Below are 423 nucleotides of genomic sequence, written 5' to 3'. Positions count from 1 at the left end.
GTTTAGCGGCGGAAGCACCTATTGAAGCTGATGTTGTTACTGGTGTACCAGACTCTAGTATTTCAGCAGCAATTGGTTATGCGGAGGCGACAGGCATTCCATATGAGTTAGGACTAATTAAAAATCGTTACGTTGGACGTACGTTCATTCAACCTTCTCAAGAACTGCGTGAGCAAGGGGTTAAGATGAAGCTTTCAGCAGTAAGAGGCGTAGTTGAAGGAAAACGAGTTGTGATGATTGATGATTCTATCGTAAGAGGAACGACGAGTAAACGAATTGTTCGTATGCTTCGCGAGGCTGGAGCGACAGAAGTCCATGTAAGAATTGCTTCACCACCTCTTAAGTATCCATGCTTCTATGGCATTGATATTCAAACGAGAAAAGAATTAATCGCAGCAAATAATTCAATAGAAGAAATCCGTC

At 42.3% G+C, this 423-nt stretch carries 1 protein-coding gene; it reads left to right on the top strand.

What is annotated here, in order from left to right; genetic code table 11:
• Window positions 1–423: amidophosphoribosyltransferase (locus tag SB775_RS27530; RefSeq protein WP_410864311.1), on the top strand; the 423-nt coding region annotated here is incomplete at both ends.

The sequence above is a fragment of the Peribacillus sp. SIMBA_075 genome (assembly GCF_046534585.1).
This window is presented reverse-complemented; position numbering and strand designations above follow the sequence as displayed.